General features: G+C 62.6%; 2 protein-coding genes and 1 pseudogene. 1 reads left to right on the top strand and 2 read right to left on the bottom strand.

Annotated elements, in window-relative coordinates:
* The coding region (locus ACXJL8_RS40570; protein WP_456686976.1) for an AAA family ATPase at positions 1–883 on the bottom strand (883 nt) is incomplete at its 3' end.
* A 146-nt stretch (positions 884–1029) separates the two neighbouring features.
* Positions 1030–1230: a hypothetical protein gene (locus ACXJL8_RS40565; protein WP_211384855.1), complete on the bottom strand. Its 201-nt coding sequence runs from the start codon at positions 1228–1230 to the stop codon at positions 1030–1032.
* Positions 1231–1452: 222 nt separating this feature from the next.
* On the opposite strand from ACXJL8_RS40565, the pseudogene ACXJL8_RS40560 reads away from it, so the two are divergent.
* Positions 1453–1625, top strand: a pseudogene (locus ACXJL8_RS40560) (quinone oxidoreductase); the annotation flags it as partial.

Raw genomic sequence — 1625 nt, 5'->3', positions numbered from 1 at the left:
CGATGTCGGCTTCATATTTCAGAAGCACGTTGAGCGTGTCCTTGACGATTTCGGTGTCGAGCTCGGCGGCCTGAAGTAGCACCAGCACCCGCGCCCAGTCGATGGTCTCGCTGACCGAGGGCAGTTTCTTGAGGTCGAGCGAGCGGATTTCGTGGATGAAGCCGACCATCTGCCGGCGCAGCGTCTGCGAGATGCCGGGCACGCGGCTCTCGACGATGCGCTCCTCCAGCCGCTGCTCGGGGAAGCCGATATGCAGATGCAGGCAGCGCCGCTTCAGCGCGTCGCCCAGGTCGCGTTCGCTGTTGGAGGTGAGGATCACGGTCGGCGGCGTGATCGCGGAGACGGTGCCGAGCTCGGGGATCGTGACCTGGAAGTCGGAGAGGATCTCCAGCAGCAGCGATTCGAATTCCGCATCCGACTTGTCGATCTCGTCGATCAGGAGAACGCAGCCGCCCGGCTGCTCGAGCGCCTGGAGCAGCGGTCGTGGCTCGACGAATTCCTTGGAGAAGAACACGTCACCGAAGTCGTGAAGCTGGTCGAGCGCGGCGTGCAGCGTCTGCGCGCCGCCGAGCACTTCGCCGAGCTTGTCCTTCAGGATCTGGGTATAGAGAAGCTGCTTGGCGTACTTCCACTCATAGAGCGCCTTGGCCTCGTCGAGACCCTCGTAGCATTGCAGGCGGATCATCTTCATGCCGCGCCAGGCGGCGATCGCCTTGGCAAGTTCGGTCTTGCCGACGCCCGCGGGGCCTTCGACCAGGATCGGCTTCTCGATCTGTTGCGACAAATAGACTGCGGTCGCGATCTGCCGGCTCGCGATGTAGCCTTGCGCGGCGAGGCCGCTCTCCACTGCCTCGATCGCGGTCGAGGCCTTCTGTTCAGCCACGAACGGCGCTCCCAAAGGTCTTGCTTGAGGCTTGTTCTGCCTGCGTTCCCGGCAAAGAACAAGCCTCGTTTGGGAGGGGCCAGACCCGCGCGAACGGCCGTTTTTCCGCTTAGCGCAAATACGCGAGCGGCTGGCCGATCCCGCGGTCAGTGCCGCAGCAGCTCCGGCTTTCGGATCGTCTGCCGGACCTCGGCGCCGCAATCGGCGCACTCGTAGACGAAGTCGATCTTCGCAAGGCTCCAATGCGGCTCGACCTCGCGCACATACATCGGCAGGAACCCCATGCAGCTGGGGCAGATTACAGGCGCGATTTCGATGTCCTGATGATGCTGTACATAAGCTGGCATCTCGGCTCTCCTTCGCAGGCGACCACCAAACCCCGCGCAAAAGCTACCGCCGGTCGCGCCGGCGCCGTCATCAACTCTTTCGAACAGAGGAGGAACAGCGGAGGTTTGCCGCTCGCTGTGACATTCTTGTTACGGCTCTGTACTGTAACGGGACTACCAAATGCCTATTTCACAGGCCGATCCGGTTCTCGGACCTTCACTGCAACGATAAGGGAGCAACCCATGACGCATGCCATTCGCTTTCACAAGACCGGCGGCCCTGAAGTCCTGGTCTGGGAGGAGGTCAGTGTCGGCAAGCCCGGACCGGGCGAGGCGCGCATCCGCCACACCGCCGTCGGTCTCAACTTCGTCGATATCTACAACCGGTCGGGTCTTTATCCGGCGCAGCTGCCAAG

The organism is Bradyrhizobium sp. P5_C11_2, from assembly GCF_054049755.1.
The sequence above is the reverse complement of the archived record's forward strand: the minus strand, read 5'-3'. Positions and strand labels throughout refer to the sequence as shown.

Excerpts from the sequence above, each read along its gene's own strand:
- ACXJL8_RS40565 (WP_211384855.1), bottom strand. The coding sequence starts at position 1,230 with ATGCCAGCTTATGTACAGCATCATCAGGACATCGAAATCGCGCCTGTA.